The organism is Citrobacter sp. Cpo147 (assembly GCF_030332405.1).
Taxonomy (GTDB): domain Bacteria; phylum Pseudomonadota; class Gammaproteobacteria; order Enterobacterales; family Enterobacteriaceae; genus Citrobacter; species Citrobacter portucalensis.
In genome coordinates this window covers 80,528-103,367 of record NZ_JAOWHX010000033.1, presented here as the reverse complement: position 1 = coordinate 103,367, position 22,840 = coordinate 80,528, and the positions used below count along the sequence as shown (strand labels likewise).

Here is a 22,840-nt window from a genome sequence, read left to right as displayed (position 1 = left end):
GTGACTGGGGAGAACAAGCTCAGCCAACGCAGAAGCCGTTTGAATGATGACGTGTAGGTTGATTATCCATTGCGCGGTGTTAGACCGCGCTTTTTTTTATCTGTAATTAGTTACAACATACTTGTGTATTGTGAAATGGCAACAGCCTGTGAGAACGGTACTCGCAATATGCTAAGCAGGGGGGATACCCCTTAATACCCACTTATAAAGAATTTAACATTTGTATGATAAGTGAATTATTTAAAATCCTTTAAATTCAAAATATTACGTTAAAAAACAATATCCCACTTTGGGGGTATGTAAAAACCAACCTTCATTTTTCATCCCTGCATGCCTTGATCGTTATCAATTCTCACGCCCTTTCAGAGCGTTACCTTCGCTCTCAATCAAGCAATGTCGATTTATCAGAGAGCCGTCAGGCTCCTACAGGAGAAAACCGATGAGTAAATTCCTGGACCGGTTTCGCTACTTCAAACAGAAGGGCGAAACCTTTGCCGATGGGCATGGCCAGCTTCTCAATACCAACAGGGACTGGGAGGACGGATACCGCCAGCGTTGGCAGCATGACAAAATCGTGCGTTCAACCCACGGGGTAAACTGCACGGGCTCATGCAGCTGGAAAATCTATGTGAAAAATGGTCTGGTGACCTGGGAGACCCAGCAAACTGACTACCCACGCACGCGTCCAGATATGCCTAACCACGAGCCTCGCGGCTGCCCACGTGGTGCAAGCTATTCCTGGTATCTCTACAGCGCTAACCGTTTGAAATACCCGCTGATGCGCAAACGTCTGATGAAGATGTGGCGTGAAGCAAAAAGACTGCACAGCGATCCGGTAGACGCATGGGCATCCATCATCGAAGACGCCGACAAAGCAAAAAGCTTCAAACAAGCGCGCGGTCGTGGTGGGTTTGTTCGTTCTTCCTGGCAGGAAGTGAATGAACTGATTGCTGCATCTAACGTTTACACCATCAAAACCTATGGCCCTGACCGAGTTGCAGGCTTCTCTCCGATCCCAGCGATGTCGATGGTTTCTTATGCTTCCGGCGCACGCTATATGTCGCTGATTGGCGGTACCTGCCTGAGCTTCTACGACTGGTACTGTGACCTGCCGCCGGCTTCCCCGCAAACCTGGGGCGAGCAAACCGACGTACCGGAATCTGCCGACTGGTATAACTCCAGCTACATTCTTGCATGGGGCTCTAACGTACCGCAGACCCGTACTCCGGATGCACACTTCTTTACTGAAGTTCGCTATAAAGGCACCAAAACGGTAGCGATTACTCCGGACTACGCAGAAATTGCCAAACTTTGCGACCTGTGGCTAGCACCGAAGCAGGGAACCGATGCGGCGATGGCAATGGCGATGGGCCATGTCATGCTGCGCGAGTTCCACCTCGATAACCCGAGCCAGTACTTCACCGACTATGTTCGTCGTTATACCGACATGCCAATGCTGGTGATGCTCGAAGAGCGTGACGGCTACTATGCTGCTGGTCGTATGCTGCGTGCGGCGGATCTGGTTGACTCTCTGGGCCAGGAAAATAACCCAGAATGGAAAACCGTCGCTATCAACAGCAACGGCGAAATGGTTGCGCCAAACGGTTCAATTGGTTTCCGTTGGGGCGAAAAGGGCAAATGGAACCTTGAGCAACGCGATGGTACGTCCGGTGATGAAACCGAACTGCAGCTCAGCCTGCTGGGTAGCCAGGACGATATCGCTGAAGTGGGCTTCCCGTACTTTGGCGGCGAAGGCACCGAGCACTTCAGTAAAGTAGAGCTGGAAAATATTCTGTTGCACAAACTGCCGGTTAAACGCCTGCAGTTGGCCGATGGCTCTACCGCGCTGGTGACCACCGTTTACGACCTGACCATGGCTAACTATGGCCTGGAACGTGGTCTGAACGACGAAAACTGCGCGACCAGCTACGATGACGTGAAAGCGTACACGCCGGCATGGGCAGAAAAAATCACTGGCGTATCTCGCTCTCAGATCGTGCGCATTGCCCGTGAATTTGCGGATAACGCCGATAAAACACACGGTCGTTCGATGATCATCGTCGGTGCGGGCCTGAACCACTGGTACCACCTCGATATGAACTATCGTGGCCTGATCAATATGCTGGTGTTCTGCGGTTGTATCGGTCAGAGCGGCGGCGGTTGGGCCCACTATGTCGGCCAGGAAAAACTGCGTCCGCAAACCGGCTGGCAGCCGCTGGCGTTTGCTCTTGACTGGCAGCGTCCGCCTCGTCATATGAACAGCACCTCCTACTTCTATAACCACTCCAGCCAATGGCGCTATGAGACGGTTACTGCGCAGGAACTGCTGTCCCCGATGGCAGACAAATCCCGCTACAGCGGTCATTTGATTGACTTTAACGTTCGCGCTGAACGTATGGGCTGGTTGCCATCTGCGCCGCAGTTAGGGACTAACCCGCTGCGTATCGCCGAAGAAGCGCAGAAAGCAGGCATGACGCCGGTGGATTACACCGTTAAATCCCTGAAAGAAGGTTCAATTCGCTTTGCGGCAGAGCAGCCGGAAAACGGTAAAAACCATCCGCGCAACCTGTTTATCTGGCGTTCTAACCTGCTCGGTTCTTCCGGTAAAGGCCACGAGTACATGCTCAAGTATCTGCTGGGTACTGAACATGGTATTCAGGGCAAAGATCTCGGCCAGCAGAGCGGCGTGAAGCCTGAAGAAGTGGAATGGCAGGATAACGGCCTGGACGGCAAACTGGATCTGGTTGTCACGCTGGACTTCCGTCTGTCGAGCACCTGTCTGTATTCCGACATCGTGCTGCCGACCGCAACCTGGTATGAAAAAGACGATATGAATACCTCGGACATGCATCCGTTTATTCATCCTCTGTCTGCGGCCGTTGACCCGGCCTGGGAATCAAAGAGCGACTGGGAAATCTACAAAGCCATCGCCAAGAAATTCTCTGAAGTTTGCGTGGGTCATCTCGGTAAAGAAACCGACGTCGTTACGCTGCCAATTCAGCACGACTCTGCCGCAGAACTGGCACAACCGCTGGACGTGAAGGACTGGAAAAAAGGTGAATGTGACCTGATTCCTGGTGTTACCGCACCGCACATCATGACCGTTGAGCGTGATTATCCAGCAACCTACGAGCGTTTCACCTCCATCGGCCCGCTGATGGAAAAAATCGGTAACGGCGGTAAAGGGATTGCCTGGAATACCCAGAGCGAAATGGATCTGCTGCGTAAGCTCAATTACACCAAGGCTGAAGGTCCGGCAAAAGGCCAGCCGATGCTGGATACCGCAATTGATGCAGCCGAGATGATCCTGACGCTGGCGCCGGAAACTAACGGTCAGGTAGCCGTTAAAGCCTGGGCTGCGCTGAGTGAATTTACCGGTCGTGACCATACGCATCTGGCGCTGAATAAAGAAGACGAAAAAATTCGCTTCCGCGATATTCAGGCGCAGCCGCGCAAAATTATCTCCAGCCCGACCTGGTCAGGACTGGAAGATGAACACGTGTCTTATAACGCCGGCTATACCAACGTTCACGAGCTGATCCCATGGCGTACGCTGTCTGGTCGCCAGCAGTTGTATCAGGATCATCAGTGGATGCGTGACTTTGGTGAAAGCCTGCTGGTTTACCGTCCGCCAATCGACACCCGTTCGGTGAAAGCGGTGATCGGCGAGAAATCTAACGGTAACCCGGAAAAAGCGCTCAACTTCCTGACGCCGCACCAGAAATGGGGTATCCACTCCACTTACAGCGACAACTTGCTGATGCTGACGCTGTCACGCGGTGGCCCGATTGTGTGGATGAGCGAAGTCGATGCGAAGGATCTGGGAATCGAAGATAACGACTGGATCGAAGTCTTCAACAGCAACGGTGCGCTGACGGCACGTGCAGTTGTCAGCCAGCGTGTACCGGCCGGGATGACCATGATGTACCACGCGCAGGAACGTATCGTTAACCTGCCGGGTTCAGAAATCACCCAGCAGCGTGGTGGGATCCACAACTCGGTGACCCGTATTACGCCGAAACCGACCCATATGATCGGCGGCTATGCGCAGCTGGCCTACGGCTTTAACTACTACGGTACCGTCGGTTCAAACCGTGATGAGTTCGTAGTTGTACGTAAGATGAAGAACATTAACTGGTTGGATGGCGAAGGCAATGACCAGGTACAGGAGAGCGTAAAATGAAAATTCGTTCACAAGTCGGCATGGTGCTGAATCTCGATAAGTGCATCGGCTGCCACACCTGTTCAGTGACCTGTAAAAACGTCTGGACCAGCCGTGAAGGTATGGAGTACGCCTGGTTCAACAACGTCGAAAGTAAGCCTGGCGTTGGCTTCCCGAACGACTGGGAAAACCAGGAAAAATGGAAGGGCGGTTGGATCCGTAAAATCAACGGCAAACTGCAGCCGCGCATGGGTAACAAAGCGCTGTTGTTGGGTAAAATCTTTGCTAACCCGCATCTGCCGGGCATGGATGATTACTACGAGCCGTTTGATTTTGACTACCAGACGTTGCATAACGCCCCGGCAGACAGCAAAGCACAGCCAATTGCTCGTCCACGCTCGCTGATCACCGGTCAGCGAATGGATAAAATCACCAGCGGTCCGAACTGGGAAGAAATTCTGGGCGGTGAGTTTGAAAAACGCGCCAAAGACCAGAACTTCGAAAACATGCAGAAGGCGATGTACGGTCAGTTCGAAAACACCTTCATGATGTACCTGCCGCGTCTGTGTGAGCACTGCCTTAATCCGGCGTGTGTGGCGACCTGTCCGAGCGGCGCTATCTACAAGCGTGAAGAAGATGGCATCGTGCTGATCGACCAGGACAAGTGCCGCGGCTGGCGTATGTGTATCACCGGCTGCCCGTACAAGAAGATCTACTTCAACTGGAAGAGCGGGAAATCTGAGAAGTGCATCTTCTGCTACCCGCGTATCGAAGCCGGTCAGCCGACCGTTTGCTCCGAAACCTGTGTAGGTCGTATCCGTTACCTCGGCGTACTGCTGTATGACGCAGATGCGATCGAAAGTGCAGCAAGCACCGAGCACGAGAAAGATCTGTACCAGCGTCAACTGGACGTGTTCCTCGATCCGAACGATCCGGCTGTTATTGAACAGGCGCTGAAAGATGGTATTCCGCTGAGCGTCATTGATGCCGCACAGCAGTCTCCGGTTTACAAAATGGCGATGGACTGGAAGCTGGCGCTGCCGCTGCATCCGGAATACCGCACACTGCCGATGGTCTGGTACGTGCCGCCATTGTCACCGATTCAGTCAGCTGCTGATGCGGGCGAGCTGGGCAGCAACGGTATTCTGCCGGATGTTGACAGCCTGCGTATTCCAGTTCAGTACCTGGCGAACCTGCTGACCGCAGGTGACACCCAACCAGTACTGTTGGCGCTGAAACGTATGCTGGCAATGCGTCACTACAAACGTGCGGAAACTGTTGACGGCAAAGTTGATACCCGTGCACTGGAAGAGGTGGGCTTAAGCGAAGCACAGGCACAGGAAATGTATCGTTACCTGGCAATCGCGAACTACGAAGATCGTTTCGTGGTACCGAGCAGCCATCGTGAACTGGCGCGTGACGCGTTCCCGGAGAAAAGCGGTTGTGGCTTTACCTTCGGCGACGGTTGCCACGGTTCTGATACTAAATTCAATCTGTTCAACAGCCGCCGCATCGACGCTGTCGATGTGACCAGCAAAACGGAGCCGCACCAATGATTGAACTCGTCATTGTTTCGCGTCTGCTCGAGTACCCGGATGCTGCCTTGTGGCAGCATCAGCAGGAACTTTTCGATGCACTCGCGTCATCTGAGAACCTGGATAAAGAGGATGCCCAGGCTCTGGGCGTTTTCCTGCGCGATCTAACCGCGCAGGACATGCTGGATGTGCAGGCCGCCTACAGCGAACTGTTTGACCGTGGCCGCGCGACATCGCTGCTGCTGTTTGAACATGTTCACGGTGAATCCCGCGATCGCGGTCAGGCTATGGTTGACCTGATGGCACAGTATGAGCAGCACGGTTTGCAGCTCGACAGCCGCGAACTTCCCGATCATCTGCCGCTGTATCTGGAATACCTTGCGCAACTGCCGAAAAGCGAAGCGCTAGGTGGCTTACAGGATATTGCGCCGATTCTGGCGCTGCTCAGCGCTCGTTTGCAACAGCGTGAAAGCCGTTATGCGGTGCTGTTCGATCTGCTGTTAAAACTGGCGAATACCGTTATCGACAGCGATAAAGTGGCTGAAAAAATTGCGGATGAAGCCCGTGACGATACTCCACAAGCGCTGGATGCGGTCTGGGAAGAAGAGCAGGTGAAATTCTTCGCCGATCAGGGGTGTGGCGAGTCGGAAATCTCCGCTCACCAGCGTCGTTTTGCCGGGGCCGTTGCGCCGCAGTATCTGAATATCACCACCGGAGGACAGCAATAATGCACTTCCTGAATACGTTCTTCTTTGACATCTATCCGTACATCGCGGGTTCTGTCTTTCTGATCGGCAGCTGGCTGCGTTATGACTATGGGCAATATACATGGCGTGCGGCTTCCAGTCAGATGCTGGATCGCAAAGGGATGAATCTGGCGTCAAACCTGTTTCACATCGGGATCCTGGGTATCTTTGCAGGGCACTTCCTTGGCATGTTGACGCCGCACTGGATGTATGAAGCCTGGCTACCGCTTGAAGTGAAACAAAAGATGGCAATGTTTGCGGGCGGTGCCAGTGGCCTGATGTGTCTGATTGGTGGCGTACTGCTGCTGAAACGTCGTCTGTTCAGCCCACGCGTGCGGGCCACCACTACCGGAGCGGATATTCTGATCCTCTCACTGCTGGTGATCCAGTGTGCGCTGGGCCTGCTGACCATTCCGTTCTCCGCCCAGCATATGGACGGTAGTGAGATGATGAAGCTGGTGAACTGGGCGCAGACAGTGGTGACCTTCCAGGGCGGAGCGTCTCAATATCTGGATGGTGTTGCGTTCATTTTCCGTATGCACCTGGTGCTGGGTATGACGCTGTTCCTGTTGTTCCCATTCTCGCGTCTGGTACACATCTGGAGCGTCCCGGTCGAATATCTGACACGCAAATACCAGATTGTTCGCGCGCGTCACTAATCGTATATTTGAGAATGACAAAACCCTGCTTCGGCGGGGTTTTTTTATGCCTGTTTGCCGGATGGCGGCGCAAGCGCCTTATCCGACCTACGAAGGTATCAGCGAGTGCTGTAGGCCTGATAAGCGTAGCGCAGCAGACAAATAGCGGGCACGTATCGAGTTTGTAGGCCTGATAAGCGCAGCGCAGCAGACAAATTGGGGGCACGTATCGAGTTTGTAGGCCTGATAAGCATAGCGCATCAGGCAAATAAAGGGCATTGCAGAGGAATTGAGTGTGTTGCTTTATGAAGTGATGGTGGTGGGGGAAGGATTACTCAGCGCAGTGCGCTTCGCCCTTCGGGTCGTTGCCTGCGGCAACGCTTTCTCGCTTCGCTCGAATCGAACCTTAGTCGAAGCTTCTCATCCTTCCCGCATGGGCAGAATATGGGGCATTAGAGATTGATTTGCTGTTGGTACTTTATGAAGTGATGGTGGTGGGGGAAGGATTCGAACCTTCGAAGTCGATGACGGCAGATTTACAGTCTGCTCCCTTTGGCCGCTCGGGAACCCCACCAGGGGTAATTCAAATTGTAGGCAGTGCTAGAAGATGGTGGTGGGGGAAGGATTCGAACCTTCGAAGTCGATGACGGCAGATTTACAGTCTGCTCCCTTTGGCCGCTCGGGAACCCCACCACGGGGTAATGCTAATTACTGGCCTGCTTCCGTTGGAAGCGGGGCGCATCATATCAAATGATGCGCCCCTGTAAAGCATTCCGTTGATAAAAAAGAACTGGTTGCCTGATTTTTACACGTAAAGATGTAAAGGTAACCAATTAACTTATCAATCGATTACAGAATAATCGTTCGGTTACCGTAAACAAAGACGCGTTGAGCCAGAACCTGATACAGCGCACGGCTTAATACATTTTTTTCAACGTCGCGACCCGCGCGCATCATATCTTCGGCAGTGTAGGTGTGATCAACATGGATCACGTCCTGCATAATGATTGGGCCTTCATCGAGGTTATCATTCACGTAGTGGGCCGTCGCGCCGATGATCTTCACGCCACGCTCATAAGCTTGATGGTACGGACGAGCACCAATGAATGCTGGCAGGAATGAATGGTGAATATTGATAATTTTATTCGGAAAGCGTGAAACAAATGTCGGGGTCAGAACGCGCATGTATTTGGCCAGCACGACATAGTCCGGCTGGTGGGCGTCGATAGCATCAGCCATTTTCTGATCATGTTCGTCACGTGTTAAACCTTCATGGCTCACCAGCTCAAACGGAATATCAAACCGTTCAACCAGAGGACGCAAGGTCTCGTGATTGCCGATCACCGCGGCGATTTCAACATCCAGCCCGCCATAATTGGCCTTCATTAATAAATCGCCCAGGCAATGCGCTTCCTTGGTGACCAAAATGACGATGCGGCGGCGGCCTGCTGGGGTTAATTCACGAATCGAGCCTTCAGGTAAGGCGCTGTCCAGATCGGCAAGCAGCGTGACGTCGTTAAAAATTCCCTCCAGTTCGGTGCGCATAAAAAAGCGTCCGGTACGGTGGTCCACAAACTCATTGTTCTGCACGATGTTCAGTTCATGCTTGTAACAGATATTCGTAATGCGCGCGATCAGACCTTTTTGGTCCGGGCAAATAGTACGCAGCACTTTTCGTTGTAATGAATGCATTTGCAGCGGTGATCCTGTTGAGAATGTTTGCAAAATTGATACTGTCGGGCGTTGATTAGCCGCAGCACTTTTTAAATTTTTTACCTGAGCCACAAGGGCAGGTATCGTTTCGTCCAATTTGAGGGCGTGTACCATCTATATAGTACCACTGACCGTTTTCTTTTAAAAAACGAGAGCGCTCGATAATTGCACCTGTTTTACCTTGTTCAGAAAACCGTGCGACAAAACTGACATAGCCGATATTTTCTGTGTCTGCCGTCTCTTGTTCAAAAACGGTCAGTCCAAGCCATTCGGTATGAGTAAATCCTGCGATAATGTCGTCGCGAAACTCGGCCGCATGACAATTCGGATGCCAGGTCCTGATAAGGTAATCTGCGTCTTTCATCACAAAAGCACAGTAACGAGAACGCATGAGGTGTGACGGCGTAGGTGCTACTTGCGCGCCGGACACATAACGGTAGCAACATAGGCTATACTCGACAGCGCTACCACAGGGACAAAGCTGAGACACAAAGTACTCCCTGGAATATAAAAACGGCGTAAAAACGCCAGAGTGGCACTATGTTAACTGAGCGGTAGCGATGTTGCTACGTCTGCAAGCCAGGGGAAGTTTGTACGTATAATGAGAAAAATAAAAATTGGGCTGGCGCTAGGTTCCGGCGCGGCGCGAGGTTGGTCGCATATTGGCGTTATTAAAGCCCTTAAGCATATGGGTATTGATGTTGATATCGTGGCAGGGTGCTCCATCGGTTCGTTGGTTGGCGCTGCCTACGCCTGCAATAAGCTGCCTGCTCTCGAAAAGTGGGTCTGTTCTTTCAGCTATTGGGATGTTTTGCGGTTGATGGATCTCTCGTGGCGCAGGGGAGGTTTACTGCGCGGTGAACGGGTATTCAATCAGTACCGTAATGTGATGCCGGTAGAAGCAATTGAGCAATGTACTCGCCGTTTCGCAACAGTGGCCACCAATCTGAGTACGGGTCGGGAACTTTGGTTCACCGAAGGTGATTTACATCTGGCTGTCCGGGCCTCCTGCAGTATTCCTGGCCTGATGTCACCTGTGGCGCACAATGGTTACTGGCTGGTCGATGGTGCGGTGGTGAATCCTGTCCCTGTCTCCCTGACTCGCGCGTTGGGGGCCGATATTGTTATTGCGGTCGACCTGCAACACGATGCGCATCTCATGCAACAAGATTTACTCTCCTTCAACGTCAATAGCGATGCCGAATCGGGTGATGATGGTGACGAACTCTCATGGCATGCCCGTCTGAAAGAACGCTTGAGCAACATTACGGCCAGGCGTGCAGTAACTGCGCCCACGGCGATGGAGATTATGACGACGTCTATTCAGGTTCTGGAAAACCGACTGAAACGTAACCGCATGGCCGGTGACCCTCCAGACATTCTGATTCAGCCGTTTTGTCCACAAATATCCACGCTGGATTTTCACCGCGCCAGTGCGGCAATTGCTGCCGGGCAGTTAGCGGTCGAGAAGAAAATGGATGAGCTTCTACCCCTGGTGAAAACCAACGTCTAACGCATTTTTTATCAACACTTAAGCTAATTCTGACAGGCGTGAGTGGCAATAGCATGCCACTATTTATTAAAGCCAGTCAGGGGGGAGAATATGACGCAGCCATTGGTCGGAAAACAGATTCTTATCGTTGAGGATGAGCCGGTATTTCGCTCACTCATGGACTCATGGTTTTCCTCTTTGGGAGCGACAACGGCGGTAGCTGGTGACGGACTTGAAGCATTGGACTTGCTTGGGCATTTTAAACCCGACCTGATGATCTGCGACCTGGCTATGCCAAGAATGAACGGTCTCAAACTGGTTGAGTATTTACGCAATCGTGGCGATCAGACCCCGATACTGGTGATTTCTGCGACGGAAAACATGTCCGACATAGCCAAAGCGCTACGACTCGGTGTGGATGATGTCCTGTTGAAGCCGGTGAAAGACCTTAATCGCTTGCGAGAAACCGTCTTTGCCTGTCTTTATCCCAACATGTTTAATTCACGCGTGGAAGAAGAAGAACGGCTGTTTCGCGACTGGGATGCGATGGTGGACGATCCTACTGCTGCTGCGAAGTTGCTAAAAGAATTACAGCCTCCAGTGTCGCAAGTGCTCTCGCACTGTCGCATTAACTATCGACAATTGGTGGCAGCCGACCAACCGGGGCTGGTGTTGGATATTGCGCCGCTGTCGGATCATGACCTTGCATTCTATTGCCTTGATGTGACGCGGGCAGGGGATAATGGCGTGCTGGCTGCATTATTACTGCGAGCGCTATTTAATGGTTTACTGCAGGAGCAACTGACACAACAAAATCAACGGTTGCCAGAGCTAGGTACGTTATTGAAACAGGTAAATCATTTGTTGCGGCAAGCCAATTTACCAGGGCAGTTTCCCTTGCTGGTAGGGTATTACCACAGCGGATTAAAAAATCTAATTCTGGTATCAGCAGGGCTGAATGCGACATTAAATACCGGTTCCCACCAAGTGCAAATCAGCAATGGCGTTCCGCTGGGTACCTTAGGTAATACGTATCTTAATCAGCTGAGCCAACATTGTGAGTCATGGCAATGCCAGATTTGGGGGGCGGGAGGTCGCCTGCGCTTGATGTTGTCTGCGGAATGAACAATTGAGAGGCGTGCAAATGAAATTGGTTCACCCTCCCCATGTTGTGAGTGCTACTATCAGCGCCAGATTTATTCGTATTTATCTTAATTATACCGACGCGCGTCCTTTTCAGACCAGAAGCTTGTCGCTGTACTGATATACTCGGATGCGATACAGAATGATGAACACGTTCAATACATGAACAGTCCAGGAGAGTTTTAAATGGCTGCCCTTAATTCAAAAGTCAAAAAAGCCGTTATCCCGGTTGCGGGATTAGGAACCAGGATGTTACCGGCTACGAAAGCAATCCCGAAAGAGATGCTACCGTTGGTTGATAAGCCATTAATTCAGTACGTCGTAAACGAATGTATTGCTGCGGGCATCACTGAAATTGTACTTGTAACTCACTCGTCTAAAAATTCCATTGAAAACCACTTCGACACCAGTTTTGAACTTGAAGCGATGCTGGAAAAACGTGTAAAACGTCAGCTGCTGGAAGAAGTGCAATCTATTTGTCCGCCACATGTGACTATTATGCAGGTGCGTCAGGGGCTGGCTAAAGGTCTGGGTCACGCGGTATTGTGCGCGCACCCTGTGGTTGGCGATGAACCGGTAGCTGTAATCCTGCCGGACGTAATTCTTGACGAATACGAATCTGATTTATCCCGCGACAACCTTGCCGAAATGATTCATCGTTTTGATGAAACAGGTAGCAGCCAGATTATGGTTGAACCGGTAGAAGATGTTACGGCTTATGGCGTTGTGGATTGTAAAGGCGTTGAATTATCCCCGGGCGAAAGCGTCCCGATGGTTGGCGTGGTTGAAAAACCAAAAGCTGATGTTGCGCCTTCTAATCTGGCCGTTGTGGGTCGTTACGTTCTTAGTGCCGATATCTGGCCTCTGCTGGCTAAAACCCCTCCGGGAGCGGGTGATGAAATTCAGCTGACAGATGCTATCGATATGCTGATTGAAAAAGAGACGGTTGAAGCTTATCACATGAAGGGCAAAAGCCACGACTGTGGTAATAAACTGGGCTATATGCAGGCGTTCGTTGAATATGGTATTCGCCATAATACACTCGGCGCCGAATTTAAAGCCTGGCTGGAAGACGAGATGGGTATTAAGAAGTAACCTTCTGGTATTATCTGGTCAGAACGGCGCTGTATTAACAGCGCCGTTTTTTTATACCTAATCCGGGTAGGTTTGAGCGAAGTACCGGTAAAAAAAATCCCGCCAGTGGCGGGATTTTAAACAAACTATTTCTGAATTATTCCTTGATCAGGAAATCGTCCAGTTGTTTACCTTGTTCTTCCATAGCTTTTTTGATCACTGCCGGTGTACGACCCTGGCCAGTCCAGGTTTTAGTTTCACCGTTTTCGTCAACATAGCTATATTTAGCCGGACGTGCAGCGCGCTTAGCTTTGGTGCCAGATTTAACAGCAGCCATGCTATTCAGCAATTCGTTCGGATCAATGCCGTCAGCGATCAGCATTTCACGATATTGTTGCAGTTTACGAGTACGTTCTTCAACTTCAGCAGCAGCAGCGCTTTCTTCTTCGCGACGCTCGCTAACTACAACTTCTAATTTTTCCAGCATTTCTTCAAGCGTTTCCAGAGTGCATTCTCTTGCCTGCGCACGAAGAGTACGGATGTTGTTCAGAATTTTAAGTGCTTCGCTCATTGTAGTAATCTCAAACTTATATTGGGGTGGTTTGTTGAGCTAATAATAGAGCGATAAATTCAGTTGTGCAATAGCCAGGAATGTAAGGAATTCAAAATTGCGCTTTATTTAGTATCAGAATTAATTCTCCTGTCTTAAATTCCCCATGATGTTGGGCATAAAAAAGGCTTATTGGCGAGGGGGCTTCTCAGCGGCTGAGAGTAAAAATTCAAGATTCAGGTCACATTTTATGGTGTACAAATAGTATCTCTTTGCAGTGATTTCAACCTTTTGTATTAGTTTTGCTTACGTGAATTCGCTAATACATGGCGACAGTAGGTAGATTCAATAACAATATGGGAAGGGGTTCTTTATTGCCGTATGATGATAAGTGACATTGATAAATTTCATGAGCACTATTTGTGAAAGAGTGTGTATATACGCGTCCGAGCTCAGGCTGTTTGGTCGATGGTTGTATGCTCTCTCACTACCCGTTACTTAAATTCAGGTGGCACTGTGCGAGCTTGCCCGCTCATTTATACGCCTTGGCGGCCAACGCTACACCGACATGTTCGTGAAATATGTTACAATCCAGCCCATATTTATTTCCCCGGGTGAGGGCCTTCGGTCAATGGCACAACTATATTTTTACTATTCTGCAATGAACGCAGGTAAGTCGACTGCATTGTTGCAATCTTCGTACAATTATCAGGAACGTGGGATGCGTGCCGTTGTATATACAGCGGAAATTGATGACCGTTTTGGTGCTGGAAAAGTAAGTTCACGTATAGGTCTGTCGTCACCTGCAAAATTGTTTAACCAAAATTCATCATTGTTCGAAGAGATTCGCGCCGAGAATGCGCAGCAAAGAATTCACTGTGTACTGGTCGATGAGTCTCAGTTTCTGACCCGACAACAGGTTTATGAATTATCTGAAGTTGTCGATCAACTGGATATTCCTGTTTTGTGTTACGGCTTACGCACTGATTTTCGTGGTGAGTTATTTGGTGGCAGCGAATACCTGCTTGCGTGGTCAGATAAACTGGTTGAATTAAAGACCATTTGTTTCTGTGGCCGTAAGGCCAGCATGGTATTACGCCTTGATCAGGCTGGAAGACCTTATAACGAGGGCGAGCAGGTGGTTATCGGCGGGAATGAACGCTATGTGTCGGTATGTCGTAAACACTACAAACAAGCGCAGTCTGAGGGCTCTCTGACGGCGATACAAGAACGACACAGCCACGATTAACCCTGTACGCTTCTGAGCGCTTATAAACACAGGGTAGGCCGGAACCTTCGTCAATGTTCTCTACCCTGTCAGACTCTCTTCTGACGGCTAGTCTCACATCTTCCTGAATACATCTCTTACACTGCCATTCTATTCACATGGTTAAATTGTGTATTCCCCGATTTTCATAACACAAGACGAAAAAAAACGGCCCCAATTCAATTGGGACCGTTTATGATGAAACTAAAACTTATCTGAGCAAATTAAGCGGATTTCTTCGCTTTCTTTTCTGCTTTCGGTGCAGCTACTGCTTCAGTCTTAGCGGCGGTCTGACCTTCGCTATACTCACGACCGTAGTAGGTATCCAGCAGGATCTGTTTCAGTTCAGAAATCAGCGGGTAACGTGGGTTAGCACCAGTACACTGGTCGTCAAACGCATCTTCAGACAGTTTGTCCACGTGTGCCAGGAAGTCAGCTTCCTGAACGCCAGCTTCACGGATAGACTTAGGAATACCCAATTCAGCTTTGATTTCTTCCAGCCAGCCCAGCAGTTTCTGGATTTTCGCGGCAGTACGGTCGCCCGGTGCGCTCAGACCCAGATGGTCTGCGATTTCAGCGTAGCGACGGCGTGCCTGCGGACGGTCGTACTGGCTGAATGCAGTCTGCTTAGTCGGGTTGTCGTTCGCGTTATAACGAATAACGTTGCTGATCAGCAGGGCGTTCGCCAGACCGTGAGGAATGTGGAACTGAGAACCCAGTTTGTGCGCCATTGAGTGACATACACCCAGGAAGGCGTTAGCAAACGCGATACCGGCGATAGTTGCTGCACTGTGTACACGCTCACGCGCTACCGGGTTCTTAGAACCTTCATGGTAAGACGCTGGCAGGTTTTCTTTCAGCAATTTCAGCGCTTGCAGAGCCTGACCATCAGAGAACTCAGAAGCCAGTACTGAAACGTAAGCTTCCAGAGCGTGAGTGACGGCATCCAGACCACCGAACGCACACAGTGACTTCGGCATATCCATAACCAGGTTGGCGTCAACAATCGCCATATCCGGAGTCAGCGCGTAGTCTGCCAGCGGGTATTTCTGCCCAGTTGCATCGTCGGTAACGACCGCAAACGGAGTCACTTCAGAACCGGTACCGGAAGTGGTGGTAACTGCAATCATCTTCGCTTTTACGCCCATTTTCGGGAACTTGTAGATACGTTTACGGATGTCCATAAAGCGCAGTGCCAGTTCTTCGAAGTGAGTTTCCGGGTGCTCGTACATAACCCACATGATTTTCGCGGCGTCCATCGGGGAACCACCACCCAGTGCGATGATTACGTCTGGTTTGAAGGAGTTAGCCAGCTCAGCACCTTTGCGAACAACGGTCAGAGTCGGGTCAGCTTCAACTTCAAAGAACACTTCGGTTTCAACGCCAGCAGCTTTCAGAACGGAGGTGATCTGGTCTGCATAACCGTTGTTGAACAGGAAGCGGTCGGTCACGATCAGCGCACGTTTGTGACCATCGGTAATCACTTCATCCAGTGCGATTGGCAGAGAGCCACGACGGAAGTAGATAGATTTCGGAAGTTTGTGCCACAACATGTTTTCAGCTCGCTTAGCAACGGTTTTCTTGTTGATCAGGTGCTTAGGACCAACGTTTTCAGAGATGGAGTTACCACCCCAGGAACCACAACCCAGAGTCAGGGAAGGTGCGAGTTTGAAGTTGTACAGGTCACCGATACCACCCTGAGAAGCCGGGGTGTTGATCAGAATACGTGCGGTTTTCATCATCTGACCGAAGTAAGCAACACGCTCTGGCTGGTTGTCCTGGTCAGTGTACAGGCAAGAGGTATGACCGATACCACCCATCGCAACCAGTTTTTCAGCTTTGATGACTGCGTCTTCGAAGTCCTTCGCACGGTACATTGCCAGCGTCGGAGACAGTTTCTCGTGAGCAAACGGTTCGCTTTCGTCAACAACCTTCACTTCACCGATCAGAATCTTAGTGGTTTCTGGTACGGAGAAGCCTGCCAGTTCAGCAATCTTGTATGCCGGCTGACCAACGATAGCTGCGTTCAGCGCGCCATTTTTAAGGATAACGTCCTGGACTGCTTTCAGCTCTTTGCCCTGCAGCATGTAGCCGCCGTGAGTCGCAAAACGCTCACGTACTGCATCATATACGGAGTCAACCACGACGACAGACTGCTCAGAAGCACAGATTACGCCGTTATCGAAGGTTTTAGACATCAGAACAGATGCAACAGCACGTTTGATATCAGCGGTTTCGTCGATAACAACAGGGGTGTTACCTGCGCCTACGCCGATAGCCGGTTTACCGGAGCTGTATGCCGCTTTAACCATGCCTGGACCACCGGTCGCAAGGATCAGGTTGATGTCCGGGTGGTGCATCAGCGCGTTAGACAGTTCAACGGAAGGTTGATCGATCCAGCCGATCAGATCTTTCGGTGCGCCAGCAGCGATAGCGGCTTGCAGAACGATGTCAGCTGCTTTGTTAGTTGCATCTTTTGCGCGCGGATGCGGAGAGAAGATGATGGCGTTACGGGTCTTCAGGCTGATCAGTGATTTGAAGATCGCAGTAGAGGTAGGGTTAGTGGTTGGAACGATACCGCAGATGATACCAATCGGTTCAGCAATAGTAATGGTACCAAAAGTGTCGTCTTCAGACAGCACACCACAGGTTTTTTCATCTTTGTAAGCGTTGTAAATGTATTCAGAAGCGAAGTGGTTTTTAATCACTTTATCTTCGACAATACCCATGCCGGATTCGGCAACGGCCATTTTCGCGAGAGGAATTCGAGCGTCTGCGGCAGCCAGAGCGGCGGCACGGAAGATTTTGTCAACCTGTTCTTGAGTGAAACTGGCATATTCACGCTGGGCTTTTTTTACGCGCTCTACAAGTGCGTTAAGTTCAGCGACATTAGTAACAGCCATGATGCTCTCCTGATAATGTTAAACTTTTTTAGTAAATCATCTGCTCGATACGAGAGTATAGACAGACCGACGAAAATTTGTGTAATGGTTTGAAAATCAAACGGTTAATTAACGTCCACTTTACTTTGATTTACTAAAAGAGCTTATACGCTAGCGCCTGTTAACTCTAACGCGTTACCTCCAGGTGGCGTAAGCAAGATTACTCACTTCTGAGTAGTAATTGCGTGATCTGGATCAAAAATTCGCAAAGCTGACACCTTTCAGCAGGCCCTTTTAGCGTTTCTCGTTAAGTGTTAATAAATTGGCGTGATGAATGCTAATAACATTAGCATATTTAATACATATTAATAACACTGAGTATTGGTAGCGTATTTACATTGATATACGCAGATAGAAGGTGAAGTATGCTGACAAAAGGCGTATCTTCAGCGCGGATTTTATCAATTTTTATGACTCATTTTATCCGGCTAACGCTTCGGAGCTAACCGTGATCCAAACGCTATTTGATTTTCCTGTCTATTTTAAATTTTTCATTGGGTTATTTGCGTTGGTCAACCCGGTAGGGATCATCCCCGTCTTTATCAGTATGACCAGCTATCAAACTGCCGCAGCACGAAACAAAACCAACCTCACGGCAAACCTTTCTGTCGCAATCATCCTGTGGACTTCGCTGTTTCTTGGTGATGGTATTCTGCAACTCTTTGGCATCTCAATTGACTCGTTCAGGATCGCTGGCGGCATTCTGGTTGTGACTATCGCGATGTCAATGATTAGCGGAAAACTAGGGGAAGATAAACAAAACAAACAGGAAAAATCAGAAACCGCAATTCGTGAAAGTATCGGCGTTGTGCCGTTGGCATTGCCGTTGATGGCGGGGCCGGGGGCGATAAGCTCAACTATTGTTTGGGGTACGCGATATCATAGCGCGATTAACCTGTTTGGCTTTTTTGTAGCGATTGCGTTGTTTGCCCTGTGCTGCTGGGGGCTGTTCCGCATGGCACCATGGTTAGTGCGCCTGTTGGGCCAAACCGGTATCAACGTCATTACGCGTATTATGGGGCTGCTGTTAATGGCTTTGGGTATCGAATTTATCGTTACAGGCATCAAATCCATTTTCCCTGGTTTGCTGGCCTGAAACCTCTCTTCTGTGCAAACGGAGTCGTGTCCGGCTCCGTTTCATTTCATTATCAGTAAAACTTCTCACTAAAGTTGAAAATCAGCAGAGCAATAATAAAAAATGCTGATGATTAACTCTTCTGTTAGTCATTGATTCTAAAGATATAACACGTCTCAGTGCGCCCGGTGAAGACCGATACTGCTGTTATTTTATTAACATCATACTCTGGGGCTTGCTGAAGGATTATCGAAATGTTATTAGTTATTTCAGCCTTTATTTCAGATGAATGTGCTAATTAATAACCAATTGTTAAATTTATGTGCATTTTGACATGGCGTTGACTTCGTACAGGATGGTTAACACCATAGTCGACATAATGTATTGATTTTTTTGAATTTCCCATAACGAATCTTCATTCGTAAGACTTTTTAAGTGAGATTTATTTCCAATAAAAGAGAATTGGTTAACAAATTTGTAAAATGTATTGGCGGTTAAGAAACGCATTTGATACTTTCCGGCCAGATATTATGCAGAAGAATTCACGTTGATGAGAATCATTTGCAGTTAGTTTCTCTCAACAGGGTAATAGCGTGTTTCCGGCAGGGGAGGCACGTAGAGAATCGACGCAAGGCGGTCATACGAATCGCCAGAATAAATAAAGTCGGTGATAGCAAGCAGTAAAACAATAAACCACCTGACGGCAGAAAATCTCCGGTGCCGTACAGGGATCCTGACAGGATTAACAGTCTGGTTAAAAAACCAGCCATAATAATGAGGGAGTACAACACAATGACTAACATCACTAAAAAAAGTTTAGTAGCTGCGGGGATCTTAACTGCGCTAGTCGCTGGAAATGTTGCCACGGCGGCAGTCGTGCCAGCGGGTGTGCAGCTTGCTGAAAAGCAGACTCTGGTGCGCAATAACGGTTCGGAAGTGCAGTCACTCGATCCCCACAAAATCGAAGGTGTACCTGAATCCAACATTAACCGTGACCTGTTTGAAGGTTTATTAATCAGTGATGTCGATGGCAAACCATCGCCTGGCGTGGCTGAAAAATGGGAAAATAAAGATTTTAAAGTCTGGACATTCCATCTGCGTAAAGATGCAAAGTGGTCTGACGGCACGCCTGTTACCGCGCAAGATTTCGTGTATAGCTGGCAACGTTTGGCTAATCCAAATACTGCATCACCGTATGCCAGTTATTTGCAGTACGGTCATATTGTCAATATTGATGATATTATCGCCGGTAAAAAGCCGATCACCGATCTCGGTGTGAAAGCTCTCGACGATCATACTTTTGAAGTTACCCTCAGCGAACCAGTTCCTTATTTCTACAAACTGCTTGTGCACTCCTCCGTTTCACCGGTTCCTAGAGCTGCTGTTGAAAAATTCGGCGAGAAGTGGACCCAGCCCGCTAACATCGTTACTAACGGTGCGTATAAACTGAAAGACTGGGTTGTCAACGAGCGCATTGTGCTTGAGCGTAATACCAACTATTGGGACAACGCCAAAACGGTTATTAACCAGGTAACCTACCTGCCTATTTCTTCTGAAGTGACTGACGTTAACCGCTATCGCAGCGGTGAAATCGACATGACCTATAACAACATGCCGATTGAGTTATTCCAGAAACTGAAAAAAGAGATCCCGAACGAAGTCCACGTTGACCCCTATCTGTGCACCTATTATTACGAAATCAACAACCAGAAAGCACCGTTCAACGATGTTCGTGTTCGTACCGCCCTGAAGCTGGCGTTGGATCGTGACATTATCGTCAATAAAGTGAAAAACCAGGGTGACCTGCCAGCATATAGCTTTACTCCTCCATACACCGATGGTGCGAAACTGGTTGAGCCAGAGTGGTTCAAGTGGTCTCAGGAAAAACGTAATGAAGAAGCGAAGAAACTGCTGGCTGAGGCCGGATATACCGCTGAGAAACCGCTGACCTTTGATCTGCTGTATAACACCTCAGACCTGCATAAGAAGCTGGCTATTGCCGCGGCATCTATCTGGAAGAAAAATCTGGGTGCTAATGTGAAGCTGGAAAACCAGGAATGGAAAACGTTCCTCGATACGCGCCATCAGGGCAACTATGATGTTTCACGTGCGGGCTGGTGTGCGGACTATAACGAACCGACGTCCTTCCTGAATATGGTGCTGTCCGACAGCTCCAATAATACCGTCCACTATAAGAGCCCGGCATTTGATAAGCTGATTGCGGATACGCTGAAAGTGACGGATGAAGCGCAGCGCAGCGAACTGTATTCGAAAGCGGAACAGCAGTTGGATAAAGATTCTGCGATTGTACCGGTTTATTACTATGTTAATGCCCGCCTGGTGAAACCATGGGTTGGCGGATACTCCGGTAAAGACCCGATGGATAATATCCACGTTAAAGACTTGTATATTATCAAGCATTAATGGCAAGACGTGGGGCGATCAAAGTTGCCCCACAGTGTCTTTTTCTTCGAACTATAAATACCTCTTTAGACAAAGAGAGGTATACCCTAAATAATTCACGTTGCAGGAAGGCGGCAACGCAGCGAATCGCCAGGAGCTTACTTAAGTAAGTGACTGGCGTGAGCGAGTAAAGCCAACGCACCTGCAGCTTGAAGTATGACGGGTATAAAGGCACACGCCAGAAGGTACGGGCAATGTTAAAATTCATATTACGTCGCTGTCTGGAAGCGATTCCGACGCTGTTTATTCTTATTACGATTTCATTCTTTATGATGCGCCTTGCGCCCGGAAGCCCATTCACCGGAGAACGCGCGTTACCGCCAGAGGTGCTGGCGAATATCGAAGCGAAATATCATCTTAACGATCCCATCTCGACGCAGTACTTCAGCTATCTGAAACAGCTGGCGCACGGTGATTTTGGACCATCCTTTAAATATAAAGACTACACGGTTAACGACCTCGTTGCCTCGAGCTTTCCGGTTTCTGCGAAGCTGGGTGCGGCAGCCTTTATTCTGGCGGTGCTCGTCGGTGTTAGCGCCGGAGTGATAGCCGCGCTGAAGCAAAATACACGTTGGGACTATACGGTGATGGGGGTGGCTATGACCGGGGTGGTTATCCCCAGTTTCGTGGTCGCTCCCTTATTGGTCATGATATTTGCCATAACCTTGAAATGGCTACCCGGCGGGGGCTGGAACGGCGGGGCGCTGAAATTTATGATCCTGCCGATGGTGGCCTTGTCACTGGCCTACATCGCCAGTATCGCCCGTATTACTCGCGGTTCGATGATTGAAGTACTGCACTCTAACTTTATTCGTACCGCGCGCGCTAAAGGGCTGCCGATGCGGCGGATTATTTTCCGTCATGCGTTAAAACCAGCGCTGTTGCCAGTGCTGTCCTATATGGGACCGGCATTTGTCGGCATTATCACCGGTTCGATGGTTATTGAAACCATTTATGGTTTGCCGGGTATTGGCCAGTTGTTCGTCAATGGGGCGTTAAACCGCGACTATTCGCTGGTTCTTAGTCTGACCATACTGGTGGGTACGCTGACCATCGTGTTTAACGCGATTGTCGATGTGCTGTATGCCGTTATCGACCCGAAAATTCGTTACTGATACTGGAGCTCGCTATGATGTTAAGTAAGAAAAACAGCGAGGCGCTGGAGAATTTCAGTGAAAAGCTGGAGGTCGAAGGCCGTAGCCTGTGGCAGGACGCGCGTCGACGCTTTATGCATAACCGCGCGGCGGTAGCAAGCCTGGTGGTGCTGGTAATTATTGCGCTGTTCGTAACGCTGGCACCGATGTTGTCGCAGTTTACCTACTTCGATACCGACTGGGGCATGATGTCCAGTGCGCCGGATACGGAATCAGGCCACTATTTCGGTACTGACTCGTCGGGACGCGACCTGTTGGTGCGCGTGGCAATTGGCGGACGCATTTCGCTGATGGTCGGCATTGCGGCGGCGTTAGTCGCGGTGGTTGTTGGTACGCTGTACGGTTCTCTGTCGGGCTACCTCGGCGGAAAAATCGACTCGGTGATGATGCGTCTGCTGGAAATCCTCAACTCCTTCCCGTTCATGTTCTTCGTGATCCTGCTGGTCACCTTCTTTGGGCAAAATATTCTGCTGATTTTTGTCGCTATCGGGATGGTCTCCTGGCTGGATATGGCGCGTATCGTGCGTGGGCAAACGCTAAGTCTCAAGCGCAAAGAGTTTATTGAAGCGGCACAAGTGGGTGGGGTGTCTACCGTGCGTATCGTTATCCGCCATATTGTGCCGAACGTGCTGGGTGTGGTGGTGGTTTACGCTTCATTGCTGGTGCCGAGCATGATCCTATTTGAATCCTTCCTGAGTTTTTTGGGATTAGGTACGCAGGAGCCGTTAAGTAGCTGGGGCGCGTTGCTCAGTGATGGTGCCAACTCTATGGAAGTCTCACCATGGCTGCTGCTGTTCCCGGCTGGTTTCCTGGTGGTCACTTTGTTCTGTTTTAACTTTATTGGCGATGGCCTGCGTGATGCCCTCGACCCGAAAGACCGTTAAGG

The 22,840-nt window shown here is 49.8% G+C and carries 16 protein-coding genes, 2 tRNA genes and 1 other RNA gene; 12 read left to right on the top strand and 7 right to left on the bottom strand.

Annotation, left to right across the window (positions count from 1 at the left end):
• The first annotated feature begins 439 nt into the window (after positions 1–439).
• From OGY06_RS12535 to narI, 4 genes are read left to right on the top strand one after another with little or no spacing between them, the layout of a single operon-like run.
• Positions 440–4,183, top strand: coding sequence for a nitrate reductase subunit alpha (locus OGY06_RS12535; protein WP_063940833.1), 3,744 nt, complete (start codon positions 440–442; stop codon positions 4,181–4,183).
• The gene (narH, locus tag OGY06_RS12530; RefSeq protein ID WP_003833388.1) at positions 4,180–5,718 is read left to right on the top strand and encodes a nitrate reductase subunit beta; all 1,539 of its coding nucleotides are present in this window, start codon (positions 4,180–4,182) and stop codon (positions 5,716–5,718) included. Before OGY06_RS12535 ends, narH begins: the two co-directional genes overlap by 4 nt.
• Positions 5,715–6,425 (top strand): nitrate reductase molybdenum cofactor assembly chaperone, encoded by a 711-nt coding sequence (narJ, locus tag OGY06_RS12525; protein ID WP_063940832.1) that lies wholly within the window; start codon positions 5,715–5,717, stop codon positions 6,423–6,425. The genes narH and narJ overlap by 4 nt, the downstream gene beginning before the upstream one ends.
• The gene (gene narI, locus OGY06_RS12520) at positions 6,425–7,102 is read left to right on the top strand and encodes a respiratory nitrate reductase subunit gamma (protein ID WP_003833386.1); all 678 of its coding nucleotides are present in this window, start codon (positions 6,425–6,427) and stop codon (positions 7,100–7,102) included. Before narJ ends, narI begins: the two co-directional genes overlap by 1 nt.
• Before the next feature lie 293 nt (positions 7,103–7,395).
• Here the strand turns inward: narI and OGY06_RS12515 are convergent.
• The 5 genes from OGY06_RS12515 to OGY06_RS12495 all read right to left on the bottom strand — a co-directional run bounded on the left by OGY06_RS12515 (position 7,396) and on the right by OGY06_RS12495 (position 9,284).
• Positions 7,396–7,526: non-coding RNA, RtT sRNA (locus OGY06_RS12515), on the bottom strand.
• Positions 7,527–7,570: 44 nt separating this feature from the next.
• A tRNA-Tyr gene (locus tag OGY06_RS12510) sits at positions 7,571–7,655 on the bottom strand.
• A 34-nt stretch (positions 7,656–7,689) separates the two neighbouring features.
• Positions 7,690–7,774 (bottom strand) — tRNA-Tyr (locus OGY06_RS12505).
• A gap of 156 nt (positions 7,775–7,930) precedes the next feature.
• Positions 7,931–8,773, bottom strand: a complete 843-nt coding sequence (purU, locus tag OGY06_RS12500) for a formyltetrahydrofolate deformylase (RefSeq protein ID WP_003020737.1) — start codon at positions 8,771–8,773, stop codon at positions 7,931–7,933.
• A gap of 55 nt (positions 8,774–8,828) precedes the next feature.
• Positions 8,829–9,284 (bottom strand): YchJ family protein, encoded by a 456-nt coding sequence (locus tag OGY06_RS12495; protein WP_003833385.1) that lies wholly within the window; start codon positions 9,282–9,284, stop codon positions 8,829–8,831.
• Positions 9,285–9,395: 111 nt separating this feature from the next.
• Between OGY06_RS12495 and rssA the strand changes: the two genes are divergently transcribed.
• The 3 genes from rssA (at position 9,396) to galU (ending at position 12,524) form a co-directional block, all read left to right on the top strand.
• Positions 9,396–10,307, top strand: coding sequence for a patatin-like phospholipase RssA (gene rssA, locus OGY06_RS12490; RefSeq protein ID WP_003833384.1), 912 nt, complete (start codon positions 9,396–9,398; stop codon positions 10,305–10,307).
• Positions 10,308–10,397: 90 nt separating this feature from the next.
• On the top strand, positions 10,398–11,411 hold the full coding sequence (rssB, locus tag OGY06_RS12485) for a two-component system response regulator RssB (RefSeq protein WP_164562694.1): 1,014 nt from the start codon (positions 10,398–10,400) through the stop codon (positions 11,409–11,411).
• 204 nt (positions 11,412–11,615) lie between these two features.
• The gene (galU, locus tag OGY06_RS12480) at positions 11,616–12,524 is read left to right on the top strand and encodes a UTP--glucose-1-phosphate uridylyltransferase GalU (protein ID WP_003020727.1); all 909 of its coding nucleotides are present in this window, start codon (positions 11,616–11,618) and stop codon (positions 12,522–12,524) included.
• Positions 12,525–12,660: 136 nt separating this feature from the next.
• On the opposite strand, the gene hns is transcribed toward galU, so the two are convergent.
• Complete coding sequence (gene hns, locus OGY06_RS12475; protein WP_003020723.1) at positions 12,661–13,074, bottom strand: histone-like nucleoid-structuring protein H-NS; 414 nt, start codon at positions 13,072–13,074, stop codon at positions 12,661–12,663.
• Between the two features lie 610 nt (positions 13,075–13,684).
• Here hns and tdk point away from each other — a divergent pair.
• Positions 13,685–14,302: a thymidine kinase gene (gene tdk, locus OGY06_RS12470; protein WP_008784954.1), complete on the top strand. Its 618-nt coding sequence runs from the start codon at positions 13,685–13,687 to the stop codon at positions 14,300–14,302.
• A 242-nt stretch (positions 14,303–14,544) separates the two neighbouring features.
• On the opposite strand, the gene adhE is transcribed toward tdk, so the two are convergent.
• Entirely contained in the window at positions 14,545–17,223 is a 2,679-nt protein-coding gene (gene adhE / locus OGY06_RS12465) for a bifunctional acetaldehyde-CoA/alcohol dehydrogenase (protein WP_003833375.1), read from the bottom strand.
• A gap of 487 nt (positions 17,224–17,710) precedes the next feature.
• On the opposite strand from adhE, the gene ychE reads away from it, so the two are divergent.
• From ychE to oppC, 4 genes are all read left to right on the top strand, one after another.
• A complete protein-coding gene (gene ychE / locus OGY06_RS12460; protein ID WP_003020714.1) occupies positions 17,711–18,358 on the top strand; it encodes an NAAT family transporter YchE in 648 nt (215 codons plus the stop codon).
• A gap of 771 nt (positions 18,359–19,129) precedes the next feature.
• Positions 19,130–20,761 carry an oligopeptide ABC transporter substrate-binding protein OppA gene (gene oppA / locus OGY06_RS12455; protein ID WP_003020712.1) on the top strand — a complete coding sequence of 544 codons (1,632 nt, stop codon included), beginning with the start codon at positions 19,130–19,132 and terminating at the stop codon, positions 20,759–20,761.
• Positions 20,762–20,994: 233 nt separating this feature from the next.
• Positions 20,995–21,915 (top strand): oligopeptide ABC transporter permease OppB, encoded by a 921-nt coding sequence (oppB, locus tag OGY06_RS12450; protein WP_003020708.1) that lies wholly within the window; start codon positions 20,995–20,997, stop codon positions 21,913–21,915.
• 14 nt (positions 21,916–21,929) lie between these two features.
• Positions 21,930–22,838, top strand: coding sequence for an oligopeptide ABC transporter permease OppC (gene oppC / locus OGY06_RS12445; RefSeq protein ID WP_003020701.1), 909 nt, complete (start codon positions 21,930–21,932; stop codon positions 22,836–22,838).
• The last annotated feature ends 2 nt before the right edge of the window (positions 22,839–22,840 follow it).

Bases quoted from the DNA above. Each gene is read 5' to 3' on its own strand.
- OGY06_RS12535 (WP_063940833.1), top strand. From the start codon at position 440: ATGAGTAAATTCCTGGACCGGTTTCGCTACTTCAAACAGAAGGGCGAA.
- narH (WP_003833388.1), top strand. From the start codon at position 4,180: ATGAAAATTCGTTCACAAGTCGGCATGGTGCTGAATCTCGATAAGTGC.
- narJ (WP_063940832.1), top strand. From the start codon at position 5,715: ATGATTGAACTCGTCATTGTTTCGCGTCTGCTCGAGTACCCGGATGCT.
- narI (WP_003833386.1), top strand. From the start codon at position 6,425: ATGCACTTCCTGAATACGTTCTTCTTTGACATCTATCCGTACATCGCG.
- purU (WP_003020737.1), bottom strand. From the start codon at position 8,773: ATGCATTCATTACAACGAAAAGTGCTGCGTACTATTTGCCCGGACCAA.
- rssA (WP_003833384.1), top strand. From the start codon at position 9,396: ATGAGAAAAATAAAAATTGGGCTGGCGCTAGGTTCCGGCGCGGCGCGA.
- rssB (WP_164562694.1), top strand. From the start codon at position 10,398: ATGACGCAGCCATTGGTCGGAAAACAGATTCTTATCGTTGAGGATGAG.
- galU (WP_003020727.1), top strand. From the start codon at position 11,616: ATGGCTGCCCTTAATTCAAAAGTCAAAAAAGCCGTTATCCCGGTTGCG.
- hns (WP_003020723.1), bottom strand. From the start codon at position 13,074: ATGAGCGAAGCACTTAAAATTCTGAACAACATCCGTACTCTTCGTGCG.
- tdk (WP_008784954.1), top strand. From the start codon at position 13,685: ATGGCACAACTATATTTTTACTATTCTGCAATGAACGCAGGTAAGTCG.
- adhE (WP_003833375.1), bottom strand. From the start codon at position 17,223: ATGGCTGTTACTAATGTCGCTGAACTTAACGCACTTGTAGAGCGCGTA.
- oppA (WP_003020712.1), top strand. From the start codon at position 19,130: ATGACTAACATCACTAAAAAAAGTTTAGTAGCTGCGGGGATCTTAACT.
- oppB (WP_003020708.1), top strand. From the start codon at position 20,995: ATGTTAAAATTCATATTACGTCGCTGTCTGGAAGCGATTCCGACGCTG.
- oppC (WP_003020701.1), top strand. From the start codon at position 21,930: ATGATGTTAAGTAAGAAAAACAGCGAGGCGCTGGAGAATTTCAGTGAA.